An 18,360-nucleotide genomic window follows, 5' to 3' on the forward strand; every position below is an offset into this window, starting at 1 on the left:
TGAATAATGAGTAAGATTATAGAAGAAAAAGGTTATTTACAAACAGAATATGTTAGAGAATCTAATTTCCCTCTATCCTTATATAATTGTGGTGTTGATAGTATCAATAGCCTTCGTCCTCATTATCATGACAATTTTGAGATTATATATATAAAGGAAGGTAAGATCAATATAAGAATAGGTAATGAAACATATTATTCTGAAGGTGAAAATATTTTTTTCTCTAATATGTTTCAGGTCCATTCTGTCCAATCAGCAGATGGGTTGGAGAGTAAATTCCATGCAATATTATTTGATAAACAGATGCTTGATACTATTAATATGAATGATTATTATATGAATTATATTAAACCCTTTTTAGTAGGAGAAAAAAGATTTCCAGCCATGATATCTTCAAATAGTGATTTGTATAAAAGATTGACCCAGTCTTTGAATCTGATTATCAATGAATATAATGCTAAGGAAAGAGCATATGAGGTTTTTATTAAGACGGAGATAGAAAGAATCTTCGCTTCAATGGTAAGATATTGTGAATCCCTGGATTCTAGTGATGGAGATGGTTTTTCTGTACTACATAAGAAAATAATGGATGATATGTGGGAATATGTACAAAGTAATTATCAAAGGGATATATCTTTAGATGAAATATCCAAGGTTCTTAATATAAATAAACATTATTTTTGCAGGCTCATAAAGAAACTGACAGGGAAACCATTCACTCAACTGCTTAATATGCATAGGATACATCAAGCAGAAATAATGTTAAAGGAAACAGATATCCCTGTCAGTGAGGTATTAGAGATAAGTGGATTCTCTAATCAAAGTTATTTTAATAGGATGTACGTGAAGTATACTGGAAAAACTCCTACTGGAACTAGAAAAGGTTCTACTAATCCTCAATAGCTGCTTTTTGTTCCATGACTACTCTTAACTTAGCCATTACTTCATCATCAAATTTATTTGTTCTATCATAGAAGTATAGTCCATTTTGTTCTTGTTCTACATCATATAGCTGTGTATAACATAGGGCACATATAGAAGGATTCTTGATAAGCACTTCTGTCAAGCCAACATACCTGTTTACAAATTCTTCGATACTTTCAGGACGGTCACCATAACCCCATCCGCTTTCATCATTAGAATTCCACCAGATACCGCCATACTCACTTATAAAATAAGGCTGACCATCATATTTTTGTCGATCAGGAAAGCTCTCAAATACTTCTCCGCCATTTGCCATAGGTTCAAAATCTTTTGCGAATAACTCCACATCCTGTTTATAATTATGTAAATCATATATATCTGTAACAACATGGAAATTACCACTAGTATCAATAACAGGTCGTGTTGAATCCATTTTCTTAGTGACATGATAGATATTTCTTAATATGTCATCATATTGCTGGTGACCATGTAAATCCCAAGTTTCATTGAATGGACACCATCCTATTAATGCAGGACTGTTATAATCTCTTTCTACCGCTTCAATCCATTCAGGGAGATAAGTATGCAGTGAAGATGCTTTTGTATGGTCAATACCCCAGTTGCCGTATTCTCCCCAAACCAGATAACCCATTTTATCTGCCCAGTACAAGAAACGTCTTTCAAAAACTTTTTCGTGAAGTCTAGCTCCATTAAATCCTAAAGCTACTGATAGCTCAATATCTTTTTTTAGTGCTTCATCTGAAGGTGCTGTGTAGATTCCATCAGGATAAAAACCTTGATCAAGTACTAGACGCTGGAATATTTTTTTCCCATTGATTAAAATGGCCTTATCTCCAATTTCTACTTTTCTCATACCGAAATAGCTATTAACTGTATCTAGTTGATTATCCCCTTCTAGCTGCAATTCAAGATCGTATAGCTTTGCATCTAAAGGCTGCCATAAGTGTAACTCTGATAGATCTATGGATAACTTAGCACTTGAGCCTGTAACTTTTATTGAAGTATCTCCAACAATTCTATTATCATATTTTGCTGTTACATTAAGTTTTTTACGTGAGCATTTTCCAGACAATGAAAGGTCAAGATGGACTTTGCAATTATCAACATCTGGTACTATTTTAAATGCCTTAATATAATTTTTTGGAACATATTCTAACCATACTGTTTGCCATATTCCTGTGACACGAGTGTAGAAACAACCTGTAGAGTTATATTCTGAACATTGTTTCCCACTTGGTTGCGTGCCTGTACGAGTATCATCTTCAGCATAAACAGTCAATGTATTCTCTCCCTCTGATACAAAAGATGTAATATCAAAGGAGAAGGGGGTATAACCACCTTTATGAGATCCAATGTATTCACCATTGACCCATACTTCACAATAATAATCCACTGCTTCAAAATTAATAATAAGACAACCATTCTTCCGATCAGATGGAATAGTAAATGTTTTACGATACCATACAGCATTCAGGAAATCTTTGTTGTTGATTCCTGATAATTCACTCTCAGGGCAAAAGGGTACTTGAATTTTGTGAGGGAAATTAGGTTCTTTTTGAAGATTTCTTTCTTTACCTGATTTAGAGAAATCATATTCAAAATCCCAAGTACCATTAAGATTCTGCCAATGTTTCCTTACCATTTGTGGACGAGGATATTCTTGACGTAAAGGATTCATATTTATCTACCACCTTAATTGTTATTTTGTTTTATATTATATATGGATTAATAAAGTATTCAATGATAATTTGGTGTTTTGTATTGACTTATTGTTTTGTTTTTGTGTAGAATGAAAAGGGTGATAATATGAAATATAGGATTGAAAGATTAAAATATGATGGTAAAGAGAAAAAAGGTTTTATAGTAGACCGTCCACAAGGAACTGACGATTATTTATTTTTACATTTCAAGACACCTGTTAATATATATCAACAAAAGGAAATTATAAAAATCAAGCCTGGTGCCTGCATTTTATTCACTCCAGGTACAAAACATTATTTTGAATCTATTGAATGTGATTTAGTCCATAATTGGATTCATTTTGAGCCAGAATATAGTTCAAGATTTGATGAATTCGGTTTTGAATATAATAGAGTATTTTATCCGTCCAGAACTAATTATATTACTCCAATCATAAATGAAATAGAGCTTGATTTTATTAATAAGCCTTTTCGATGGGAGGAAAATGTTTCAGCTCTGCTAACTAATCTTTTTGTTAAACTATCTCGTGAAGAACGCAGCAAAACAAGAGATTTATCCAGCGGCATGATTGAAATAAGAGAAGAATTCAATCTTTTTAGGTTACATCTTTATAGTAATTGCAGTGAAGAGTGGAATGTTGAAAAAATGGCTAAGATATTAAGTCTTAGCAGGTCAAGGTTTTCGGTATTGTATAAAACCTTTTTTGGAGTCTCACCTAATGAAGATTTGATAACTGCTCGTATCAATAGAGGGAAATATCTTTTAGAAAATAGTTCTCTAACCATTTATGAAGTTGCTGAAATGTCTGGCTACAAAAATGTATTTCATTTTATAAGACAATTCAAGAAATACACTGGAACAACACCAGGGATGTTTCGGGGTATTTAAGTGTTGAAAATATATAATTTTTAAGGGACGCCATCTTGGCTTCCCTTAAATTAACCTCTAAAAAATATTTTGAACTAAATAAAAATTATTTTACCTCATAATGGAGTTCAACAAATTGATTTAATTTTCTTATATTCTTTAATTTCAGTTCCAATTCAAAATTATTTTTCTTGAATAACGGTATTCCATGACCTAATAGTGTAGGTGCTATAGTAATAATAAACTCGTCAACTAACCTCTCTTTAATAAAAGAGTGTAATAGGTTGCCACCACCAACAAGCCATATGTTTCCTCCATCCAGTCTTTTGATTTTATTTGTAAATTCCACTACATCTTGATTTATAAATTCTACATTTTCATTCTTACCGCTTTTTGATCTAGAAAATATGTAACACTCTTTATTCTTGTAAGGAAAATTACCTTTTTCTTTTTCAATAATCCAATCATAGGTTCTTCTTCCAATTAGAATAGTATCAACTGTGTTATAGAATTCAGAATATCCATTATCTCCTTCGCCTTCCGTTTTAAATAACCATTCCAAGGAGTCATCTTCTGTTGCTATATAACCATCTAAACTTGTTGCGATATATAAAAATAATTTTCTTTTGGCTAACATCCATAAACCTCCATATTAATAAAATTTTAAATATAATTAGGGAACAATAATTTGCAATTGTGTAATAAATTATGGTTAATTTATATTCTAATTATAACATTAATTTCAAGATAATATATATGTTTATACAAATATCGGCTCTCTATTCATTGAAGTCTAATATTAATGTCAGATTTAGTCTCTTCTTAATTCATCGTAGTAATCTTTCATGATAACTACTTTGTCCTCTAATCTTGATTTCTCCGCAGCGAAACCGATTATATGACTTTCTAGGGACATTTCTGCAGAGGTAATCATTTTCTCAAGTGTTCCTCTTGCTCTACCAACAAAATCATCCATCATACGGAAATCTCCACCACCATGAGGATCGCCACTTACACTAACATCAATTATTTTTTCATCTGGATGTTCACATGGTCCATTTAGATAATTTTTATAAATTACATTACCGCTATTCAGGTTACCGTTAATCTCACCATTGGTACCATAAACATTAATGTATCTATCACATTCTGCTGTTGGACCACACATAGTAAATGTTGCTGTTACACCACTTTCAAATTCAATATTAACTACTTGATGATCTACTACATCATTATCACATTGATATACACATCTGCCATATGGACCTTCTTTTAAGGCTTCTACCAAAGCTTCTTGTGAATCTTCAGCAGTAACGTACATCTTAGTCCAGCTGTCACCAAAGTATATTCTTTGAACTGAATATGGACATGTATCCACATGAGGACAACCGTCTAAACATCTTTTAGAAGCATTTTTTGGCATATGTTCTTCATTAAAATATAGAAGACTACCAAAAGAAGATACTTTCTTGGATTTTTCCCCAGCTAACCAAACCAGTAAATCTAGATCATGGCATGATTTTGATAATATCATTGGACTTGACGTAGCTGTATTTCTCCAATTACCACGAATATAGGAATGAGCATAATGAAAATACCCAACGTTTTCTTTTAACTCTATTGTGATTAATTGACCTATTTCTCCTGATTCTATGATTTCTTTTATCTTGGAGAAGAATGGAGAATATCTTAATACATGGCAAATATCTATTGTCTTATTTAATTCTACAGCCTTATCAACTATTTCTACACAATCTTTTGGATGTACTGCCATTGGTTTTTCCAGCATTATGTTATAACCTTTATCTAAGGCTTTTAGGGTGGACTCATAGTGCATATCATCCATTGTTGCATTAATTAAATAATCACATATCCTTGGTTGGTCCAATAACTCATCCCAACTGGTGAAAGTCATTTCATTATCTACATCATGTACTTTTAAAAATCTTTCCATCTTACTTTTATCAGGTTCTGCAACAGCTATTACTTTCAGGTTTTCTGGGTGGGAATGAGCATAATTACCAAATGCAAAATAACCTCTGCTTCCAGCACCTAAAAGACATACATTAATTGGTTTATCCATATGTATAACCTCCTTCTATACATTAAAAAATTATACGCTAATGCTAACATAGCATTTATTCACATACAATAAGGTTACTTATAATTTAGAGATATGTTGTTAATTTATATATGGATAATGGCTAGTACTATTATATTAGTTCTTATCTGCGGTATTAAGTTGGTTTTCACATACCATCAAACGGTAATTACTTAAAGTGACACCATAGTATTTCTTGAAAAGTGTATAAAAGTAGTTAGATTGTTCAAAACCTGATTTCTCTAGAATAACCTTCGTGGATAGATTAGTTGTATCCAGCAAATTTTTAACGTTATTCATTCTTGTATCTAAGATATATTCAGCTATAGATTTACCTACAGCTTCCTTGAATAATTTTCCTAGATAAACTGAGGACATTGATAAAGAATCTGCGATAATATTTAAACAAAGTGTTTTATCTGAAAAACTATCCTCAATAATTGTAATAACATTTTTGACAATAGATTCAGTTCTATTATTGGAGGACTGAGATTTATTAAGTGTATTTATAATCTCTTCAAACAACTTGAAAAATACTTCGTTGATTTCGTCCAAGGATTCAAAGGTACCTATTTTATTAAGAAATTCTTCAAAGGCTGTTGTAAGTTTTATTGCATTTGATTTTTTATCGTTGTTTACATTGGTATAAATAGTAAATACCATATACATTATACATGTCATTATATTGTTATAAGAATAATTAGATATAACTGACATGATTTTTAAATAAGCTTTTTTTGCTTTTTCAAGGTTGCATAGCTTCAATGAATCCAAAAGCATTTTCTCCTGATTACTTGGAAAGGCAAAATCATCAGTATTTATGTCATTCAATATTACTGGAGTTATAATACTACCATGCCCATACAGTATTCTATACATGGATAACAGTTTAGTATCATTTAATACAGTAGGTATCAGGTTTGGTTTATCAATTAGGTATCCTAAAGTTGCTGTTAAGGATATATTCAAATAGGTCTTAATATTATTTTGCATATTCAATGCTACTTTTTCTATTTTGGCATATAATTCATCCTCCATAATAGGAGAAGTTGAGATATTCAATAATATGCATATATAATTGTTTTCCATATCTATAACTTCAAAATTATAATCTTTAGGTATGGTTTCGTCTATTATATTTATTATAGCAAATTTATATAAAGTCCTATCTTGGGCATTATACTGTTCCATAAAATCGGTATAATTATCTATCTTTAATAGAACTGGGAATAATGGTTTATTGAAATCAAGGTTTATATTAAGTTCTTTTAATCTATTCAGTAATTTATCTGAGTAATTGAATTCTGATGTAGTCAAGTCTTTCAATAATTTGTTTTTCTGGGATTTTATGTTATGTTTATTTTTTCTCTCCAATTCTTTTGTTTTACTCATAATCTGGTTAAAAACCGTATTGAGGAATTTTACTTCATTTGCTATATCATTATTTTTATTTAGTTTGGTTTTCTTTTCAATATTGTTAATCAGTATATTAATAGGAGAATATATTGACCTAGACATAATGATAGAAAAAATAAGCCCTAATAATAATACAATAAGACAGAAAATCAGGGTTGTCCATTTAACTTCTTCTATGGTAGATACAACAAATCTATATGGTGTCAAACTTACAAATTTCCATTTGAGCATATCAGAGGATACATAGGTTACTACGTATTTTTTATTGTCGATTGTTTCAGTAAATACCCCTGTATCTTTTTTGGAATCCAAAATCTTCTTGATATATTTTTTATCAGAAGCATCTTCCAAGAACATTTCTGGTGAACTGTGGTTGACGATTATACCATCCTCATTGATTACAAATATGTCACTGTCATAATCATGTGTTTGTGATTCCAAAGAAACTATTGTCTCAGTTAGATAATCAGCGTTGATGTTTAACATGATTGCACCATCTAAGGTAGAACTTTTAGTTGGTGTATTATAGATCAAGTATGAATAAACATAATGGTAGTCATAAATTCCAGAAGTCAATTCTGATACAGGTATTTTTCTTGGTATAGGTATAAGTTTTATATTCTTCTCTTTAATGCTATTGAGTAGAGTATTTGCTTCTTGGTCATAAAAGTCTTCTGTACTGTAGAATCCGTTTGTCTGCGTTGACATATACAAGTTAAGGGAATTATTGTAAATATATATCGAGTTAATATATGTATTAGCGACTGTCTGCTTTTCTAAGGTACGTAAACTATTACCCATTGAATAGTAATCGATGGTATCTCTATATAGAAGAGGAATGACTCCATTATCCAAGAAAATAGCTCCACAGTAGTTTTTGGCTAGATTATCCATGTAAGTGGCACTATAACTTATTTGTGATAATATCTTTGAGTTAAAATCATCCATTTTTTTATATGAAGATTTTGCATAGAAATTATATAAGAATGAAGACATTATTATAATCAATATCGTTATTGTAATTGTGAATGAAAATAGAAGTTTTTTGTAAATGCTTTTGTTTTTAATAAACATAGGGATGTTCATAATAATCACCTTATTTTTTATGTAGTCTTTATATTTTTTATTATGTAAGAATCTATAGAATTATAGCATAGAAACTTGTTTGCGTTAATACATATGTTTCATTTTAGAAGAAATGTACAATAATTAGAGAGCCCATTTTAGGGAAAAGGGTTAAGTTTACTTAAAAATAACCATAAAGAAAGCTCCTATCTGTATTAGCAGATTGGAGTTTAAAATAAACATTGTATTATGTTTTTGGGGGGAATATAAAATATCTATATATTAGTCTGGTATTTCAACAAATTTAATTGAGTATAGATCTCCTATTACGTCTTCTCCAGTTTTAATATCTCTTAAAACTATATGATCTACACCGACTTCTTTTAGAATACCATCTTTATCAATGAATGTACCTGTACCCAGTAGGAAATTTACTTTCATGAATTTACCTATTTTAGTTCTAAGATATCCTTGAAGATATGCAGGATTAGTGATAACTGGAGGTAATGGTCTTGGAGTAGTGTCAACATTATTGTCATCATTGTTAGTTTCTGTTGTGAAGTTATTAGTCCTTAGAGTTGTTTGTCTTGATGTCATTTGTTTAGGATATGGATATCCTCTTTTTTGTCTTAGGGGTGAACCATAGGTTGTTGGCATATACTGCTCATTATTTCTATTCATAAATAACTCCTTTTATTAGTTAATTATTTTATGGGATATTGATATCTGTTATTTATTATCTTATGTTTCTAAATCTATAATCTTAATGTTTTAAGTATCCTTATATAAATCTGTGGGATCAAAGAAGCAATGTTTTCTTATTCTTGAATTATATATTCCAGTTTCATTATAAGGGAAGTAAGGAGGACATTGTGGGTCAAAAGGATTCATATACCATAAGGTACTACCTATATTATACAGTTTATTACCTGCTAAAGCCCAATCTGCTATATCATAATGAATCTGCTCAGGAGGACTAGCCCAGATAGTTTGAGGATTAGCTACACCGCCCAATACTGATCTTACACAATCAAATTGACCTGGTTGAAATATAACTTTACGCAAATCTCCTTGATTAACCCTTTGATACTCTCCTTCAGCCGCATGAACTCTATTCATTACTACTGTGGCAACTGCTTTCATTCCTATTTCGCCTTCTCCACCAGCTTCACATTTGATTATTCTTGCAAGTAATTCTCTAGCTGAATAAGCCATCTTTCCATACCTTTTTGTTATACTTACTATCATTATATTAATACTTCATAAAAGTTGATACAGAATTTTTATAATCCATAAAAAACCACAATACATCTATTGCAGAGGCTTATATTTATTGATTATAAAAGAATTAGAGATTGTATTTTTAAAAATTAGAGATAAGTTGATTTTTCGTTGTTGTGGGCTGGGGAATTACATGATAACATTTTTGTCAAACAAATCATTTAGTGCTATTGGTTTACATCATATCTACATATATCTTTACATTCACCAAGATAGAAAGGAGTTTTTTATGAGATGCAATTTATTTAAGGGGAAGTCTAATAATAAAAAAAACCAATTGATAACAAAAGATAAAGGATTACCTTTTACAAAAGAAATATCAAAAAAGAGGACACTATATCTAATGATGCTTCCTGGGTTACTATTCTTTTTTATTTTTCATTATCTACCTATGATAGGTGTAGTGATAGCTTTTCAGGATTTTGATCCAGTAAAAGGATTGTTTGGGAGTAAATGGATTGGGCTCAAGAACTTCGAGTTTTTCTTCAAATCCGATGCTATGGCAACTGTAACTTTCAATACTATATTCTATAATGTGATTTTTATAGTAACCGGTTTGGGATTATCTGTTTTATTCGCAATATTATTTTTTGAAACAGGCAGCAAGATTTTAACTAAAACTTATAAAAGTATCATGCTTATTCCATATTTCATGTCATGGATAGTTATGCAATATGTACTGACTGCATTTTTAAACATGGATTCAGGTATCTTAAATAAAATATTACAGACATTTGGAATAGAGCCTGTTAACTGGTACTGGGAAGCATCTTATTGGAGATGGATATTCCCAATAGCTTATTTGTGGAAAGTGGTGGGTTATTACTCTGTAATCTTCGTAGCAGGTATTACAGGTATTTCAACTGAATATTATGAGGCAGCGAAAATAGATGGAGCCAGTAAAATAAAACAAGTACGTTATATTACTATTCCTTTACTCATGCCTATCGTTATTACATTATTCCTCTTACAAGCAGGAAAAATATTCTATGGAGGACTTGGAGATTGGAGTATGTTCTTTACTTTGCCTAACGAGACTGGGTTCTTATTAGAGACAACTGATGTTATTGATACTTATGTTCTAAGAGCTCTACGTGGAATGAATGAGCCTGGAATGGCAGCCGCAGTAGGACTTTATCAATCATTGGTCGGCTTGATTCTAGTTACATTCAGTAATTACCTGGTTAGAAAATACGACAAGGATAGTGCTCTATTCTAATTGAAAATACTTATAGATAGGAGGATGAAAAATGAGTAGAAAAAAGAAAAAGAAGAAAATAACTCTTCCACAGATTATTATTAATATCATATTTATTTTAGTAGGATTATTTTGCATAATGCCGCTGATTCTGGTTTTATCAGTATCCTTCTCAAGTGAACATGCAATCATAACAAATGGATACAGCTTTTTTCCACAAGAATTTACTTTTAATGCCTATAAATATATATTAACAGGCTCTAAGACATTGATAAAAGCTTATATGGTAACTATATTTGTAACAGCCATAGGTACTGTCTGTCATGTTTTCATAACAGCAATGTTCTCTTATACATTATCCAGACAGGAATTGAAATATAGAAAAGTAATATCCTTTTTAGTATTTTTTACATTACTATTCTCAGGAGGTTTAGTTCCAACTTATATACTGATATCTAGATATCTACATTTACAAAACCATATAGGAGTATTTATATTACCTTATTTGACCAATGCAATCCATGTACTGATAATGAGAAACTTCTTTAGGGCTATACCTAATTCCATCATTGAATCAGCAAGAATAGATGGTTCAGGTGAATTCAGGACTTTCTTGAAGATAGTATTACCAATATCATTACCATCACTTGCGACTATTGGATTATTCATAGCTGTTTTCTTATGGAATGACTGGTTTACACCATTATTATACATAGAAAACCCTAACTTATATAATCTGCAATTCCTATTACGATCTATCATGACTAATATTAGTTATCTAATAGGTAATATAGAAAAATTCCGTGGGCAAGAAGAGATATTCACTAATCTACCAAACGATACTGCAATGATGGCAACTTGTATTATGGCAATAGGACCAATTATAATTTTATATCCATTCTTACAAAAATATTTTATAAAAGGTTTGACATTAGGTTCAGTAAAATCCTAGAATGATTTTATTCTGGAAATTTCCAGATAAAATAAATATTACAATTTAGGGGGTAAGACCATGTTAAAAAAATTTTTTATGTGTACTTTAGCAATGATGTTGACTTTTTCTTTATTGCTGACAGGATGTTCAGAGAAGGAAAAACAACCTGCAACAAACGTTGAAGAACCAGGAACTGATAATGACAATGCTAAAGGAGATTCAACAGAGTCAGAAGGAGAACTTGATTTTGTAAAATTAACTTATTACTTTGCAAATTCTCCAGTAGAAGACTTGAAACGTATTAATGACCTAGCTAATAAAACTATCAAAGAAAAGATTAATGCTGAAGTTGAGTACAAGCTATTAGACTGGAGCCAATATGCTCAAAAGCTTAATCTAATGATATCATCTGGAGAACCATTTGATATGGCTTTCTGTGGTAGCTGGGGTGAAATGAATTATTTCCAAAATGCTGCTAGTGGAGCTTTTCTACCACTTGATGATTTACTGGATAAATATGCACCAGTATCCAAGTCAAGAGTTCCAGACCAAATCTGGGATGGTGTAAAAGTAAATGGTAACATCTATGGTGTAGTCAACTATCAAGTTTGGGGTATGGCTAATGCCAGAGGTATCCAACTTAGACAAGACCTAGTTGATGAATTTGGTTTCGACTGGAAAGCTATTAAGAAATGGGAAGATATCACTCCTTACCTTGCAAAAGTTAAAGAAAAATATCCAGATATGGTAGGAATGGAATACGCTAGGGACGTTGATAACTTTGCTGGACTTCCAACTATATATGGAATGGATGCAGTTGGAGATACTAAACTAGTTGGTTGGGTAAAAGTTGGCGAAGATAAAGTAAATGTTATCAATCAATACAAGACAGATGAATACAAAGAATATCTAAAAGTATTCAGAGATTGGTACCAAAAAGGTTATATCAAAAAAGATGCAGCAACTCAAAAAGATATAAGTGCTGATAGAAAAGCCAATAGGGTAGCAGCAATATATGCTAATGCTATACCTGATATGGTTGATATGCCTGAATTATCAACTTTCACAATGATGTCTATGTCACCAGACAAGAAATCTTATACAAGAAGATTTACTGAACCTTTCATCAGTGCATCTGCACCATCTGCAACAGTAATTACTATTGGAGCTAATTCCAAAAATCCTGAAAGAGCCATGAAGTATATTGAACTTGTAAATACAGATGATTTCTTATTCAATACTCTTACTTGGGGAGAAGAGCATGTAGACTATGAACGCATAAGTGACAAGCAAATAAAAGTATTAGACGATGCTCCTTATAAATTCAATTACAACGAATGGCAAATGGGTCAATCCTACGGTAGATATTGGTGGGATCAAAATGCAGACGTTGAAATGAGAGAAAAATCATTAGGTATTGTATATGAATACGACAAAACTGCACAAGCTTCACCAGTTATAGGTTTTGTATTTAACTCAGAACCAGTCAAGACTGAAATAGCTAACTGTAATACAGTATTAGACAAATATCTTTCAGCCTTAGGTTCAGGAACTGTAGACCCTGACGAAGTATTACCAAAATTCTTAAAAGAACTCGATAAAGCCGGAGCCGAAAAAATCATCGCCGAAAAACAAAAACAAATAGACGAATGGTTAAAAGCAAACGGTAGATAGTCCAAATTAAACTATATAAAAGGTTGATGGTTAACATAATTCATCAACCTTTTATCTAATTGGAACTTATTGCCTTGCTTTAATCGTATTGTTATTTATATTTTTTAGATTAATTGTTTAGATGTTCTATTTAAGATATGAAATAGCCAATAGGTATGTAATTTGGAAGAAAAAGTGTTTTGAGATAATATTGACGGTTATTCCATGCAAAATAGTATATGTATATGTGAAGTAGTGAGGCAGGACGCCGAACCCAGCTTTTAATCTGACAGCCCTACTGGACTGTCAGGAATAATAATGGACTCGATGTCCATTATTATTCGTTGAGCTCAGGACGAGCAAGTAGCTGGCGTAACATATACATATACTATTTTGCAAAAGCCAAGTCAGAACAAAACACTTTTTCTGACTTACCTGAAATATAAAATTATGTTACATTTCTAAAGCTATAGGAATGTGTTATAATATCTAACTATGTCTCGTACAAATTATGGAGGTATGTAATATGATAGAAGTTTTAAATCTAACAAAAACCTATGGAAGTCATAAAGCACTAGATAATATAAGCTTCAAAATCAACAAAGGTGAAATCGTAGGTTTCCTAGGTCCTAATGGCGCAGGAAAATCAACAACAATGAATATTATTACAGGATTTCTATCTAGTACAGAAGGAACCGTAAAATTAGATGATATAGACATTCTTGAAAATCCTATAGAATTCAAGAAAAAGATTGGATATCTACCCGAAATACCACCTCTATATATGGATATGACCGTAAAGGAATATCTGACTTTCGTTTGTAAGTTGAAAAAAATAAATAAAGATAAAATAAAACAAGAAATAAATAGAGTTACAGAACTAACAAAAATAAAACATGTAACAGAAAGATTGATTAATAACTTATCTAAAGGTTATAAGCAAAGAGTTGGATTAAGTCAAGCATTGATTGGAGACCCAGATGTTCTAATCTTGGATGAGCCTACCGTAGGACTTGACCCGAAACAGATTATAGAAATTAGAACATTGATAAAAGACCTAAGTAAACAAAGAACAGTAATATTAAGTACTCATATATTATCAGAAGTCAATGTGGTATGCGATAGAGTACTTATCATTAATAAAGGCAGGATACTTACCAGTGATACAGTAGAAAATCTAACTAGAACTTTAAGTGAAAGTAATAGAATATCAATAAGACTCAATGTACCTGCAACTAATAAAGAAAATATCATAAGTGATATTATGAAGATACCTGGTGTGAAGGAAGTATTGTGTTTAGGTCAATTTGAAAAAAATACATCTGACTATTTGATCTATGTAAAAGAGAATAATGATATTCGATTGAATATTTTTAATATGTGTAAAAACAGCAATTATCCATTACTTATTTTAAAACCGATTGATTTGACTATGGAAGATATTTTCTTGAAAGTTACAGAAGGATAGGAGGATATTACATGATAGCTATATTAGGAAAAGAATTCAAACATTATTTTAAATCCCCTATAGGATATGTGTTTATGGGTTTCGTCTTCGTTGTATTTGGTATTTTATTTACAGTAAATCTATTCTATCAAAATAGTGATTACAGCCAAGTAGTTGGCAGTCAACTAACTATAATGTTTGTTCTGTTTTTTGGAACACCACTTATTACAATGAAATTATTAGCAGAGGAAAAAAATAAAAAAACAGACCAGCTGATTATAACTTCACCAATAAATATTACTGATTTCATATTGGGCAAGTATTTAGCTGCATCAGGTTTGTTTTTGTTAACCATAATATTAACTATGATTCAACCGTTGATTCTATCTATATTCGGAGAGATTCCTATACCAAAAATCATAGGTTCTTATATAGGTTTTATGTTGTTAGGATGTTCTCTTATTGCAATGGGTCTATTTATTTCAGCCCTATCCAGCAGTCAAATGATTGCAGCTGTTGTTACTTATATAGTATTTTTGGCTATCCTATTCTCTGATACAATCATTTTAACTTTGCCGAAAGATAGATTAAGCTCTATATTATTTGCAAGTCTCCTAGTGATAATTATAACCTTACTAGTATATTTTATTGTGAAGAATATTGTTATAACTATTACAATCACTGCTATAGGAATTGCAATCATTGTCATGATATACATAGTTAATCCTATTTTTTATGATGATTTCATGATTAATTTCTTTGGATATTTTTCCTTATTAGCTCGATTTAAAACCTTTACTATGGGTATTTTGGATTTGGGGTCTATTATTTACTATATAAGTATCAGTATCATGTTTGTTTTTTTATCAGTACAAGTTATAGAGAAAAGAAGGTGGAGTTAAATTGAAATCACAAAAACTTAATTTCAACACAAAACATGTAAAATATGGTGGTTATTCTATAGCTATTACAACATTATTAATCGCAATTATAATCATATCTAATTTATTTATTGGGAAACTGGATTTGAAATTTGACTTGACTAAAAGCGATTTTTACTCTCTATCTGATAAGACTAATAATATAATTACTGGTATATCCAATAAGGTAAATATCTATGTATTAGAAGAAACAGGTAAAGAAAATATAATGTTCAAGGAGATTCTTGAAAAATATGATACTGGATCTGATAATGTGTCAGTCACATATAAAGACCCTGTGTTATACCCGATGTTTGCTGAGAAATATAAGAAAAAAGATGAAACCATAAACATGGGTAGTATCATCATAGAATGTGAAGGCAAGTTTAAAGTGATAGATGTCTATGAGCTATATAATGTTACATATGATAACTCTCGACAGCCTGTAATCCAGTCCTATGATATTGAAGAAAAAGTAACCAATGGTATTGTATATGTAACAAGTGAAGTTGAGCCTGTAGTATGTGTGGTAAATGGACATGATGAAATGAAAATTCCTCAAGTGTTAAAAGAGAGATTAGTTAAAGAGAATTATCAAGTTAAAGATATAAGCATATTAGAATCCAATCTTAACCCTGATACTGATATACTGCTTTTTATGTCACCTCAGTTTGATATGATAGAAGATGAAGTAAAGAGATTGAAGGAGTACTTTGGTAAGGGTGGTAAAGCAGTTTTCATGTTGAACTTTTCAATCCCTGAGCTACCTAATTTTGAGAAAATACTAGCTAGATATGGAATAGAAGTTCAAAAAGGAGTGGCTTTTGAAGGAGATCAATCAATGATATACCCGGGACACCCTAATTTTCTTATGCCTTATGTTGCTAAGCATGATATAACAAACTCATTGATCGATGATAAAATACCAGTTCTTTTTCCTTTATCCATGAGTTTCAAAGAATCAGAGTTCAAGTCTAAGGATACACAAGTAACACCATTGTTTGTTACTTCAGATAAAGGGTACTTGAAAACTAATCTTGATGCAAAAACCTATGAAAAAGAATCAGTTGATATAGCTGGTCCCCTTAATCTAGCCATGAGCAGTTATGAAGTTTATTATGAAGGACTTAAAGCTGTAGAGACTAAATTATTGGTTATTGGTTCTTCTTTTATTCTAGAACCCAATATGGTACCATTGAATTCTTTGGGTAACATAGATTTTGTTATGAACACATTCAGCTGGATGTCAGGAAAAGGAGATATTACTTATATAAGACCTAAAGCAGTAGATTCTTATAAAATATTATTATCAGGTAGACAAGTGGTTATATTAGGAACAATATTTGTTGTTATACTTCCCTTGTTAATTATTGGATTCGGTACAATAGTGTGGTTAAGGAGGAGACATCTATGAGTAGAGGCAAAAGAATACTCCTTATGGTTATTGGTCTAGTTATTGTTATAGGTCTGTATTATTCTATTTCTAATAAACAAACCAAGCAGGTTGAAGTAGATAGTTTCTCTGAAAATGAAAACATTGTATTGCATAATTACGAAATCAGTGGAATAGATAGATTGATACTAAAAAAAGAAGATAAAAATATTATTTTAGTTAATGGTGAAACACCTACTATTGAGGGGTTACCCAATGTTAAGCTTAATATCAACAGGTTAAAAAATAGTTTCAACATATTTGCTAATTTAACAGTTAATAGATTAGTTGAAAAGGATGCTGAGGATTTGGCTAAATATGGTTTACATAAGTCTAATGTTAGTATTACAGGTATAATAGAAAAACAAAAGCCTGTTATTATACATCTAGGTAACAAAACCATGGATGGAACAAGCTATTTTATTAGATTGAATGAAGATGATAATGTATATCTTCTTGACGCTAATTATGGAGATTATTTTATGTTGGATATTGAAGATTTTAGAGATCCTACATTACCTAATATAGATAAACAGTTAATTAGATATTTATATATTGAATCAAAAGGTAATGAACCTATAGAAATTTCTTATAAGAATGATTCAGATGATAAGAAGGGTATTGGATTATTCAGCTTGACTAAACCTTATAATGTACCTAAGGAAATAAACTATAAGGTATTTGATGAAATTATTAAAAGTATACCAATATTCTCAGTAGAGAAATATATTGATGATAAGCCGTCAGATCTGTCAGTATATGGATTAGATGACCCAGTTCTTAGACTTAAGCTCCAATCAGAAAATCAGGAATTGGATATATCAAAAGCAGTAGATATTCTTTTTGGGGATACATTTGATGATTATATATATTTTAAATATGCAGATTCTGATAGTGTTTACGGTATGAGAAAAGATTTTGCAGAATACATATCAAACATTACTCCTTTTGATTTAGTTGATAAAAATATACGTATGGTCAATATTAAAAATATCAAAAAAATGGAGATAGGTATTAATGATTCCATTTATACTTTTAACATTGATAATGCTTATAAAAAAGATGAAAAGGGTGAAGAGCAATTAAAACAAACATTTTACTATGAGGATAAGAAATTGGAGGATGAAGTTTTTAGAGAGTTATATCAATTGGTTATTGGTATATCAGGGGATGCAGAAATAAATCAGCAGGATAAAGATATCATAAAAGATGAAGTAAAGATTTTCTATACTTTCAAGGATGATACCAGAGAAACTATTGTTTATACTAAATATGATGAGCTGTCTTATTTACATGAGATAGAAGATGATATATATTTTCTTTGCTCAACTAAGCAATTTGAATTGTTATATGATAAGTTGAAAGAAATTACTAATTAATAATAAGCCACCCATTTATAA

Annotated in this window: 15 protein-coding genes; 9 read left to right on the top strand and 6 right to left on the bottom strand. The window is 30.7% G+C overall.

The features are described from left to right. The first annotated feature begins 6 nt into the window (after nucleotides 1-6). Nucleotides 7-903 carry an AraC family transcriptional regulator gene (locus tag HYG85_RS12740; RefSeq protein ID WP_212689967.1) on the top strand — a complete coding sequence of 299 codons (897 nt, stop codon included), beginning with the start codon at nucleotides 7-9 and terminating at the stop codon, nucleotides 901-903. Here the strand turns inward: HYG85_RS12740 and HYG85_RS12745 are convergent. Further along, complete coding sequence (locus tag HYG85_RS12745; protein WP_212689968.1) at nucleotides 890-2,623, bottom strand: glycoside hydrolase family 2 protein; 1,734 nt, start codon at nucleotides 2,621-2,623, stop codon at nucleotides 890-892. The genes HYG85_RS12740 and HYG85_RS12745 overlap by 14 nt on opposite strands. A 128-nt stretch (nucleotides 2,624-2,751) precedes the next feature. On the opposite strand from HYG85_RS12745, the gene HYG85_RS12750 reads away from it, so the two are divergent. Next, on the top strand, nucleotides 2,752-3,534 hold the full coding sequence (locus tag HYG85_RS12750) for a helix-turn-helix domain-containing protein (RefSeq protein WP_212689969.1): 783 nt from the start codon (nucleotides 2,752-2,754) through the stop codon (nucleotides 3,532-3,534). Between the two features lie 85 nt (nucleotides 3,535-3,619). Here the strand turns inward: HYG85_RS12750 and HYG85_RS12755 are convergent, their stop codons facing one another. The 5 genes from HYG85_RS12755 to HYG85_RS12775 all read right to left on the bottom strand — a co-directional run bounded on the left by HYG85_RS12755 (nucleotide 3,620) and on the right by HYG85_RS12775 (nucleotide 9,343). Beyond that, nucleotides 3,620-4,150, bottom strand: a complete 531-nt coding sequence (locus HYG85_RS12755; protein ID WP_212689970.1) for a dihydrofolate reductase family protein — start codon at nucleotides 4,148-4,150, stop codon at nucleotides 3,620-3,622. Nucleotides 4,151-4,324: 174 nt separating this feature from the next. Continuing rightward, entirely contained in the window at nucleotides 4,325-5,596 is a 1,272-nt protein-coding gene (locus tag HYG85_RS12760) for a Gfo/Idh/MocA family protein (RefSeq protein WP_212689971.1), read from the bottom strand. Nucleotides 5,597-5,731: 135 nt separating this feature from the next. Further along, on the bottom strand, nucleotides 5,732-8,116 hold the full coding sequence (locus HYG85_RS12765; RefSeq protein WP_212689972.1) for a helix-turn-helix domain-containing protein: 2,385 nt from the start codon (nucleotides 8,114-8,116) through the stop codon (nucleotides 5,732-5,734). A 261-nt stretch (nucleotides 8,117-8,377) separates the two neighbouring features. Continuing rightward, nucleotides 8,378-8,776 carry a hypothetical protein gene (locus HYG85_RS12770; RefSeq protein WP_212689973.1) on the bottom strand — a complete coding sequence of 133 codons (399 nt, stop codon included), beginning with the start codon at nucleotides 8,774-8,776 and terminating at the stop codon, nucleotides 8,378-8,380. Between the two features lie 90 nt (nucleotides 8,777-8,866). Further along, complete coding sequence (locus tag HYG85_RS12775; protein ID WP_330408018.1) at nucleotides 8,867-9,343, bottom strand: cell wall hydrolase; 477 nt, start codon at nucleotides 9,341-9,343, stop codon at nucleotides 8,867-8,869. Between the two features lie 262 nt (nucleotides 9,344-9,605). Between HYG85_RS12775 and HYG85_RS12780 the strand changes: the two genes are divergently transcribed. The 7 genes from HYG85_RS12780 to HYG85_RS12810 all read left to right on the top strand — a co-directional run bounded on the left by HYG85_RS12780 (nucleotide 9,606) and on the right by HYG85_RS12810 (nucleotide 18,339). Continuing rightward, on the top strand, nucleotides 9,606-10,595 hold the full coding sequence (locus tag HYG85_RS12780) for an ABC transporter permease (protein ID WP_212689974.1): 990 nt from the start codon (nucleotides 9,606-9,608) through the stop codon (nucleotides 10,593-10,595). A 31-nt stretch (nucleotides 10,596-10,626) separates the two neighbouring features. Beyond that, nucleotides 10,627-11,526: a carbohydrate ABC transporter permease gene (locus tag HYG85_RS12785; RefSeq protein ID WP_212689975.1), complete on the top strand. Its 900-nt coding sequence runs from the start codon at nucleotides 10,627-10,629 to the stop codon at nucleotides 11,524-11,526. A 60-nt stretch (nucleotides 11,527-11,586) separates the two neighbouring features. Next, on the top strand, nucleotides 11,587-13,182 hold the full coding sequence (locus HYG85_RS12790; protein ID WP_212689976.1) for an ABC transporter substrate-binding protein: 1,596 nt from the start codon (nucleotides 11,587-11,589) through the stop codon (nucleotides 13,180-13,182). A gap of 505 nt (nucleotides 13,183-13,687) precedes the next feature. Beyond that, complete coding sequence (locus HYG85_RS12795) at nucleotides 13,688-14,629, top strand: ABC transporter ATP-binding protein (RefSeq protein WP_212689977.1); 942 nt, start codon at nucleotides 13,688-13,690, stop codon at nucleotides 14,627-14,629. 11 nt (nucleotides 14,630-14,640) lie between these two features. Then, nucleotides 14,641-15,510, top strand: coding sequence for an ABC transporter permease (locus tag HYG85_RS12800; RefSeq protein ID WP_212689978.1), 870 nt, complete (start codon nucleotides 14,641-14,643; stop codon nucleotides 15,508-15,510). Between the two features lies 1 nt (nucleotide 15,511). Then, a complete protein-coding gene (locus HYG85_RS12805; RefSeq protein ID WP_212689979.1) occupies nucleotides 15,512-16,942 on the top strand; it encodes a GldG family protein in 1,431 nt (476 codons plus the stop codon). After that, nucleotides 16,939-18,339: a DUF4340 domain-containing protein gene (locus tag HYG85_RS12810; RefSeq protein WP_212689980.1), complete on the top strand. Its 1,401-nt coding sequence runs from the start codon at nucleotides 16,939-16,941 to the stop codon at nucleotides 18,337-18,339. Before HYG85_RS12805 ends, HYG85_RS12810 begins: the two co-directional genes overlap by 4 nt. Nucleotides 18,340-18,360 lie beyond the last annotated feature (21 nt).

This window comes from Vallitalea guaymasensis, from assembly GCF_018141425.1.
GTDB lineage: Bacteria > Bacillota > Clostridia > Lachnospirales > Vallitaleaceae > Vallitalea > Vallitalea guaymasensis.

What these genes read in the sequence shown, in the direction of transcription:
- HYG85_RS12765 (WP_212689972.1), bottom strand. Translation starts at nt 8,116, where the DNA reads ATGAACATCCCTATGTTTATTAAAAACAAAAGCATTTACAAAAAACTT.
- HYG85_RS12790 (WP_212689976.1), top strand. Translation starts at nt 11,587, where the DNA reads ATGTTAAAAAAATTTTTTATGTGTACTTTAGCAATGATGTTGACTTTT.
- HYG85_RS12800 (WP_212689978.1), top strand. Translation starts at nt 14,641, where the DNA reads ATGATAGCTATATTAGGAAAAGAATTCAAACATTATTTTAAATCCCCT.
- HYG85_RS12780 (WP_212689974.1), top strand. Translation starts at nt 9,606, where the DNA reads ATGAGATGCAATTTATTTAAGGGGAAGTCTAATAATAAAAAAAACCAA.
- HYG85_RS12755 (WP_212689970.1), bottom strand. Translation starts at nt 4,150, where the DNA reads ATGTTAGCCAAAAGAAAATTATTTTTATATATCGCAACAAGTTTAGAT.
- HYG85_RS12785 (WP_212689975.1), top strand. Translation starts at nt 10,627, where the DNA reads ATGAGTAGAAAAAAGAAAAAGAAGAAAATAACTCTTCCACAGATTATT.
- HYG85_RS12750 (WP_212689969.1), top strand. Translation starts at nt 2,752, where the DNA reads ATGAAATATAGGATTGAAAGATTAAAATATGATGGTAAAGAGAAAAAA.
- HYG85_RS12795 (WP_212689977.1), top strand. Translation starts at nt 13,688, where the DNA reads ATGATAGAAGTTTTAAATCTAACAAAAACCTATGGAAGTCATAAAGCA.
- HYG85_RS12745 (WP_212689968.1), bottom strand. Translation starts at nt 2,623, where the DNA reads ATGAATCCTTTACGTCAAGAATATCCTCGTCCACAAATGGTAAGGAAA.
- HYG85_RS12775 (WP_330408018.1), bottom strand. Translation starts at nt 9,343, where the DNA reads ATGATAGTAAGTATAACAAAAAGGTATGGAAAGATGGCTTATTCAGCT.
- HYG85_RS12770 (WP_212689973.1), bottom strand. Translation starts at nt 8,776, where the DNA reads ATGAATAGAAATAATGAGCAGTATATGCCAACAACCTATGGTTCACCC.
- HYG85_RS12760 (WP_212689971.1), bottom strand. Translation starts at nt 5,596, where the DNA reads ATGGATAAACCAATTAATGTATGTCTTTTAGGTGCTGGAAGCAGAGGT.
- HYG85_RS12740 (WP_212689967.1), top strand. Translation starts at nt 7, where the DNA reads ATGAGTAAGATTATAGAAGAAAAAGGTTATTTACAAACAGAATATGTT.
- HYG85_RS12810 (WP_212689980.1), top strand. Translation starts at nt 16,939, where the DNA reads ATGAGTAGAGGCAAAAGAATACTCCTTATGGTTATTGGTCTAGTTATT.